Source organism: Dethiosulfatibacter aminovorans DSM 17477, assembly GCF_900142005.1.
GTDB lineage: Bacteria > Bacillota > Clostridia > Tissierellales > Dethiosulfatibacteraceae > Dethiosulfatibacter > Dethiosulfatibacter aminovorans.
The window spans coordinates 1-7,823 of sequence record NZ_FQZL01000057.1; the positions used below are offsets into that span (position 1 = coordinate 1).

Sequence of the window (7,823 nt, forward strand, 5' to 3'; positions counted from 1 at the left end):
CAATCTAATTTTACCACAATTCGGTGAGGGGTTATATTTTTTATTGCAAAAAAAGTCCCGCATTTCTGCGGGTTGTGGCGTTTCGCAAACGCCTAAATTGATCTATTTAAAGGAGGAGTGACTTAATGTATCAGATAGTAGTGGCAATAAATGTCGGCATATTCGTTTTGCTGGCCTTGAGCTTGAATATAGTAACCGGGTATGCAGGGCAACCGTGCCTTGGACAGGCTGCATTCTTTGGTATCGGAGCATATACATCTGCAGTTGTGACAACAAAGCTGGGGTTGAGCTTCTGGCTTGCAATACCGGTTGCAGGATTGGTTACGGGAATAATAGGGATTGTCTTGGGACTTATAAGTTTGAGGGTAAGGGATGATTTTCTGGCAATTACTACAATAGGCATAAATTTTGTTGCTGTTGCAGTCTTTCAGTATGTGCCATATCTAGGAGCGGCATTTGGAATGTCTGTTAAAAAGCCTATGCTTTTCGGTGAAAAGATGAGCAATGTATATTTTCTCATAATAGTACTTGTTCTAATCGCCGGAGTTATATATCTTTCAAAAAGAATGGAAAAATCGTGGATAGGACTTGCCCTGTGCGGCATCAGAAACAACACTGAGGCAGCTGCCTCCCTTGGAATAGACGTAAACAAGTTTAAAATAATCGCCTTTGCGATAGGAACAACAATAGCAGGAGTGACGGGAGCGGTATATGCGCATTACATGTCCTTCATATATTCAAGCGACTTTGCATTCATTGTATCAATCAGCATCATGTCGATGCTTGTGGTAGGTGGAATGGGAACAGTCAGAGGGGCTGTAGCAGGCGCGATCATTCTTGGCCTCGCTCCGGAGGTTTTTAGGTTTATTTCGGATTACAGAATGCTTGTCTACGGTGCAATCCTGGTAATAATGATGAGGTTCCAGCCGTCAGGGCTTTTCGGCGATAACAGTATAGTTTGGAAAAAGATAGTTTCTTCCAAATTGAATTTCTTTAAAGTGAAAGAGGTGACAGAATATGAGTAGGGAAGTCATTCTTGAGATACAAAATCTGAAAAAGCACTTTGGTGGTCTCAAGGCTGTCAATGATGTATCATTTAAGCTTTTTAAGGGAGAGACGCTGGCGCTTATTGGCCCCAATGGAGCAGGAAAGACCACTCTTTTCAATACAATCTGCGGAGTGTACAAACCAACGGGCGGAAAGGTTTTCTATGAAGGGAAAGAGATACAGGGACTCAAGGCTCATGAAATAGCGAGAATTGGTATAGTCAGAACGTTTCAGATAGCGCATCCTTTCAGGGATATCACCGTCCTTGACAACGTGGTCTTAGCCTTGGGGCTTGATGACTACAAGGGGTTGTCCAGGATATTCAAGCTTAGCCACAAGAAGAAAAATGTAGACAGGGCGATGGAGCTTCTGGAAAAGGTGGGCATCAGGGAACAATGGAATAAGAAGGCGGGAGAATTAAGCCTCGGTTATATGAAAAGGCTTGGAATAGCCAGATCGCTGGCTCTCAATCCGGGAATATTGATGCTGGATGAACCCTGTGCCGGACTAAGCTTTGATGCTACCAGGGCATTCATGAAGCTTATAGAGGACCTGCAGAAGGGAGGTACTTCCATAATAATTATCGAGCACGATATGCATGTTACTATGGGAGTCAGTGAACGGGTAGTTGTCTTGAATTACGGCGAAAAGATTGCAGAGGGTAATCCCTATGAAGTACAGCGCAATCCTCAAGTAATTGAAGCTTATATCGGAAAGGAGGATGAAAGTGCTTAAAGTATCGAATATGGATGCATATTATGGACAGTCTAAAGTTCTTGAGGATATAAGCATAGAAATCAAGGATGGTGAATTTGTAACTATTATAGGAGCTAACGGAGCGGGCAAGTCAACAATAATGAAATGCCTCATGGGAATTCACAATCCAAGCAGAGGTTCGATAATCTACAAAGGTGAAGACATAGCAGGAATGAACGCCTGGGAGAGAGCCGAACACGGAATTGGCTATATACCTGAAGGCAGAAGGGTGTTCTCGAAAATGACCGTTGAGGAGAATCTCTTGGTTGGTGCATATACAGTAAAGGACAAGATTAAAATAAAAAGAAATCTTGAGCGGTGTTATGAAATATTTCCCAGACTTAAAGAAAGACGAAACCAGAAATCAAAGACCATGAGTGGAGGGGAGCAGCAGATGTTGGCAATATCGAGAGCCTTGATGATAGAGCCTGAGCTTTTGCTTATTGACGAGATTTCAATGGGTCTTATGCCTCTTCTGGTAACCCATTCAATAAACCTGATAAAAAAACTTCACAAGGAAGGGATGACAGTTCTTCTTGTAGAACAGAACGCAAAGAAGGCATTGGAGGCTTCTGACCGAGGATATGTCCTGGAGACAGGCAGAATAACTATGGAAGATTCAAGCTCATTGCTGAAAGAAAATGAAGCAGTAATAAAGGCATATCTTGGAGCATAAGCAAAGATAAATATAATATATGTACAAAAATTATACACCCAAAAATAAATTATTATATTGAAAAATGAAGGCTTTCAGACGGTTTCTGTATAAAAATACTACGGTGAATTTGGTGCTGATCAAATCAAAAGAACAAAAGTGTTGAAAACAGTAGATTACAGCAGACAAAACATTTGGCACGTAAATTGCAAAGATTTAATTGAGAGAACAAAATAAAAAATAAATGGAGGAAAAATAATGAGTGAAACAGTAAAAACAAACAAGCCTGAAATCTTGTACGAAGTAAAGGCACAGAGAGGACCAACTCTCAGATGCAAGGGCTGGAAGCAGGAGTCAATCCTTAGAATGCTGGAGAACAACATGGAGAACGCGGAGATTCCCGAACTTCTAGTAATCTACGGCGGAAACGGAAAATGTGCAAGGAACTGGGAATCGTACCATGCAATAGTAAAGTCCCTTAAGGAGCTTGAAGACAACGAGACACTTGTAATCCAGTCTGGAATGCCTGTTGCAATATTCAAGACAAACAAGCTTGCACCAAGAGTAGTAATGGCAACAACAAACATCATGAAGGCAGACTGGGAGACCTTCTATGACCTTCAGGACAAGAACCTTACAATATTTGCACAGTACACTGCAGCACCATGGGAGTATATAGGAACCCAGGGAGTTATCCAGGGAACATTTGAGACCCTTTCAGCAATAGCAATCAAGAGATTCAACAACGACCTTGCAGGAAGAGTGTACATGACTGCAGGAGCCGGCGGAATGGGCGGAAACCAGAGCTGGGCAATGAAGATGCACGGCGGAGTTGCAATCATAGTAGACGCAGACGAAAGGGTAATAGACAGAAGAATAGAGAAGAACTACCTTGATCAGAAGGTATACTCTCTTGATGAAGCCCTTGAGATAGTAAATGAAGCAGTGGCGAAGAAAGAACCAACATCGGTGGCAATCGTAGGAAATGCGGCAGACGTATTCGAAGAAGCATACCAGAAGGGATTCATGCCTGACATCATAAGTGAGATGTGTCCATGTCACGACCCTATTTCATACATTCCGTCAGGATATACAGGTGTGGAAGCAGACGAATACAGGGCAAAAGACAGAGTAGCTTATCTTGCGGATGCGAGAGCTACAATGATAAGACAGCTTGAGACAATGAACAAGTTCTATGCAAAGGGAGTAGAAGTATTCGAATATGGAACAAGCATAAGAAAAGAGTGCAGGGATGCAGGAATGCCTGAAGAAGAAGCAATGACAATTCCAGGATTCGTGTCGGAATACATAAGACCATTATTCTGCGAAGGAAGAGGACCATTCAGGTGGACATGTCTGTCGGGAGATCCAGAAGACCTTAAGAGAACAGATGACCTTGCCCTTGAAATATGCAAGGGAGATCCTCTTGTAGAGAGATGGATAAAGCTTGCAAGAAAGAACCTTCCTATAGAGGGACTGCCGGCAAGAATCTGCTACATGGGATTCGGACAGAGAAGGAAATTCGGCCTTGCAGTCAACGAACTCATCAAGAAAGGCGAGATCAAGGGACCGGTAGCATTCTCGAGAGACAACCTTGACTCGGGATCAATAGTCAACCCAACATTCGAGTCAGAGAACATGATGGACGGCGGAGATCTAATTTCAGACTGGCCATATCTTAACGGACTGCTCAACTGTGCAGCAGGATGCGACCTCATAGCAATCCAGGCAAACTACTCAATGGGAGAGGCAGTGCATACGGGAGTAACAATGGTAGCTGACGGAACAGAGGAAGCCGATGTAAGGCTTGATGCATCACTTACAGTAGACTCTGGAATCGGAGTAATCAGGCATGCCCAGGCAGGATACCAGACTGCAAAGGATGTAGCAAACGGAGTAGGAAAACTTACAACGGACTCAATCAAGGTGCCGCTGTGGTGGCAACCGGCTGAATTCGTAACATTTGGACCTGACGGCAAGGCTCCTAGATAAATCTGAATTTACCAGTGCACTTTTTTCTGACATTTATTAAAAAGTGCGCTGGTTATTATTATTCTGAGAATCTTTATTTGTATTTGGGAGGTTTGTGATTTATGAATAAGAAAAAAGTGGATTTAGTTCTTTCAAATTGCTCGAAATTATTGACCTGCAGAGACGGGTCGGGAGATATTGTCGGTGTTATAGAAAATGGATGGGTGGCAATTGACGATGAAGAAATAGCATTTATAGGGCAAAAGGAAGAGGTTCTTGAAAAAATCGAATATGATGAAAGCAATGTTATTGATTGTTCAGGCAAGGTAGTGCTTCCTGGATTTGTAGATGCACATACTCATCTCGTTTTTGGCGGTTCAAGATCCAAGGAATACGCAGCAGGAATGACAAAGGGCGGCAAGGAAAAATTCATTAAAGCAGGAAACAAGACGGGAATAAACGCAACGATCGACATGACAAGGGATGTAGACGAAGAAATACTGTACCATGCTGCATTGACCAGGCTCCACCAGATGATGAATACGGGAACAACCACTGTTGAAAGCAAGAGTGGATACGGACTGACGGTGGATTCTGAAATAAAGCTCCTTGAAATCAATAAAAAGCTGAACAGAGATCTTCCTGTGGACATTGTTTCAACTTTTCTTGGTGCCCACGGTTGGCCGGACAATATGGAAAAGGATGAATACATTGAAGTTCTCATAAATGAAATGATACCTGCAGTAGCGAAAAGGAATTTGGCTGAATTTTGCGACATATGGTGCGATGACGGCCATTACACAGCAGAGGAATCAAGACTTGTACTGAAATGTGCAGAAAAACTTGGCATGAGGCCAAAGATTCATACGGATGCATACTCCTATATAGGAGGATCAGACCTTGGAATAGACATGAACATGGTTTCTGTGGATCATCTGAACTATACTCCGAAAAGCGTAATGAAAAAGCTTGCTGAAAGCAAGATCCCGGGAGTATTGCTTCCTGCAACGGATTTTGCCGTAAAACATCCGGTCCCTTTCGATGCAGAAGCCATGGTCGAGGCAGGCATGACATTGGCATTGGGAACAAACTGCTGTCCAGGGGCATGGAATACGTCGATGCAGCTGGTGATAATGCTTACGTGCAGAGAACACGGGGTTGATGTAGAAACTGCAATTAAGGCTGCAACACTGGGAGGTGCAAAGGCTTTGAATCTGGATAGTGACAGGGGGTCCATCGAAGAAGGCAAGCTGGCAGACATTCAAATTTGGAATACGGGAGACTATGAGGACGTCATATACAAGCTTGGCATAAACCAGGTTGAAAAGGTAATAAAAAGAGGAAGAATAATTGTAAACAATGCATGATTTTTAAATATTAGACAAGGAGCACAAAATGATGGGAAATGATATTCTAGGGAAAATAATTGACTCTGACAATACAAAGGTGGGAGGGGGAGCATCTTCAGCTCTATCAGGAGCTATGGCGGCAGGCATGATATCAATGGTGGCCAAGCTTTCAGTGAAGAAAGAGTATGGATTCAGCGGAGATGAATACAAGATTATGGCTGAAGAGCTCGATATTCTGGCAGAAGGTTTGATGCATGGAGCAAAAAAGGATGAGGAGGCATTTGTTGAGCTGATGAAGGCATACAAACTCCCGAAAGAAACCGATGAAGACAAGGCTGCAAGAAGGCAGGCCATTCAGGATGGAAGCATTCTTGCGTCGAGGGTTCCGGAGTCAAATGCAATCATGTGCAGGAAGGTTCTGGATATGGGAAACACCCTGGTTGGGAAATCCAACCCGAATGCTGCATCCGATTTGATGGTTTCAATCAAGCTGGCAGAGTTGGGAGTGTATGGATGCATACTCAACATAAGAGCAAATTTGCCTTCCATCAAAGATGAAAAAACATTACAGGAATTTGAAGCTTCAATCAAGAAATTAGAGAGTTAAGGAGATAGGTATAATGAAAAGATTAATGGCGGAAGTCAATATCAGTGAGGGAAAAGACAAGACTTTAATCAATGAAGTCAGAGAAGCGCTGTTGAAAAACGATGTGGAAGTGATAGATATTGATTCAGAACCCAACCACAACAGAACGGTATTTACATATATAGGAGATCCACAGAATGTGCTTCAGGGCACCAAGGACCTGGCTGCAAAGGCTGTTGAGTTGATCGACATGACAAAACACACAGGTAGCCATCCTAGAATGGGAGCAGTTGATGTAGTTCCCTTCATACCGGTCAAGGATATTACAACAGAAGAAGCTGTTGAAATAGCGAAGGAATTCGGGAAATATCTTGGAAGTCTCGGTGTGCCCGTATACTATTATGAGGATGCAACTGATAATCCGGACAGGAAAAGTCTTGTGAAGATAAGAAAAGGACAATATGAGGCTTTTGAAGAAAAAATGAAACACGAGGAATGGAAGCCAGATGAAGGACCGTTTGAGTTTGTTCCCAAAAGCGGAGCTACTGTAACAGGAGTTAGATTTCCTCTGGTAGCATTCAATGTGAATCTTATTACGGAAAACATCGATATATGCAAAAAAATTGTACAGGCCATAAGAGGAGCGACAGGCGGATACAAATATGTACGTGCAATAGCTCTTCCGCTGGAAGAAGAGAAGATGATTCAAATATCCATGAACCTTGTAAACTATGAAAAGACTCCAATCCACAGGGTCTTTGAAACCATCAAGTCTGAGGCAAGAGCCTATGGAATATCCGTCGCAGGAACAGAGCTTGTTGGACCGGTACCCTTGATGGCACTTGAAGATGTGCTTGACCACTATCTTCAGACACACAACTTCTCAATGGAACAGATTTATCTGTAAAAGCAAAACAACCTCTAGTCGTATCAAAAGATTTGAGGTTGTTTTATTATATACCGATAACGGCATACTAGACAAGGAGGAAAAAGTGAAAGGAAAAATCAACAAGATGTTCAGTAGTGATTCGATGCTTATATTCGTTTTTATAGGACTAATGCTTTCAATACTTACAGTTGTAAGAGGCAATATTAAGCTTCTTACAGATGATGCCGCAGTGATCATGTTCATGAATGCACTGTGGGTGCTTATTCTGGGCTTTGGAACGATGGCTCTTCTGGCAGTGTTCATGCACCTTAAGAACCATAAGGAAAGGATCTATACTGAAGACATAGAAAACGGGGAGAAGTTCAAATGAAAAGAGAAACGCAAAGTAAAAAATCAGTAGTGTTCGACACACTCTTCATTATGATGCTGTGTTTTGCCACACTCCTCACGACAATGCTGGTTCAGGGAGGAGTAATAGTAGGAGGAGAAGGTGGCCTCAGCTATATCATAAAATGGCCGTCATTCATCCTGACAATGGGTGGAGTTCTTCTCTATACAATGTACATACTG

The 7,823-nt window shown here is 42.6% G+C and carries 9 protein-coding genes; all 9 read left to right on the forward strand.

All coding sequences use genetic code 11. The annotated features are described in order from the left end of the window. Nucleotides 1-125 precede the first annotated feature (125 nt). Nucleotides 126-1,025: a branched-chain amino acid ABC transporter permease gene (locus tag BUB05_RS17980; protein ID WP_073051122.1), complete on the forward strand. Its 900-nt coding sequence runs from the start codon at nt 126-128 to the stop codon at nt 1,023-1,025. Beyond that, nucleotides 1,018-1,782 (forward strand): ABC transporter ATP-binding protein, encoded by a 765-nt coding sequence (locus BUB05_RS17985; protein WP_073051123.1) that lies wholly within the window; start codon nt 1,018-1,020, stop codon nt 1,780-1,782. Before BUB05_RS17980 ends, BUB05_RS17985 begins: the two co-directional genes overlap by 8 nt. Next, on the forward strand, nt 1,775-2,479 hold the full coding sequence (locus BUB05_RS17990; RefSeq protein WP_073051124.1) for an ABC transporter ATP-binding protein: 705 nt from the start codon (nt 1,775-1,777) through the stop codon (nt 2,477-2,479). Before BUB05_RS17985 ends, BUB05_RS17990 begins: the two co-directional genes overlap by 8 nt. 237 nt (nt 2,480-2,716) lie before the next feature. After that, nucleotides 2,717-4,450 (forward strand): urocanate hydratase, encoded by a 1,734-nt coding sequence (locus BUB05_RS17995; protein WP_073051125.1) that lies wholly within the window; start codon nt 2,717-2,719, stop codon nt 4,448-4,450. Between the two features lie 101 nt (nt 4,451-4,551). Then, nucleotides 4,552-5,796 carry an imidazolonepropionase gene (hutI, locus tag BUB05_RS18000; RefSeq protein WP_073051126.1) on the forward strand — a complete coding sequence of 415 codons (1,245 nt, stop codon included), beginning with the start codon at nt 4,552-4,554 and terminating at the stop codon, nt 5,794-5,796. A gap of 28 nt (nt 5,797-5,824) precedes the next feature. Beyond that, nucleotides 5,825-6,385, forward strand: a complete 561-nt coding sequence (locus BUB05_RS18005) for a cyclodeaminase/cyclohydrolase family protein (protein ID WP_245819960.1) — start codon at nt 5,825-5,827, stop codon at nt 6,383-6,385. Nucleotides 6,386-6,398: 13 nt separating this feature from the next. Continuing rightward, nucleotides 6,399-7,271: a glutamate formimidoyltransferase gene (gene ftcD, locus BUB05_RS18010; protein ID WP_073051128.1), complete on the forward strand. Its 873-nt coding sequence runs from the start codon at nt 6,399-6,401 to the stop codon at nt 7,269-7,271. Between the two features lie 85 nt (nt 7,272-7,356). After that, nucleotides 7,357-7,623, forward strand: coding sequence for a hypothetical protein (locus BUB05_RS18015; protein WP_073051130.1), 267 nt, complete (start codon nt 7,357-7,359; stop codon nt 7,621-7,623). After that, nucleotides 7,620-7,823 (forward strand): hypothetical protein (locus BUB05_RS18020; protein WP_073051131.1); only part of this gene is annotated, 204 nt, incomplete at its 3' end. The genes BUB05_RS18015 and BUB05_RS18020, both read left to right, overlap by 4 nt.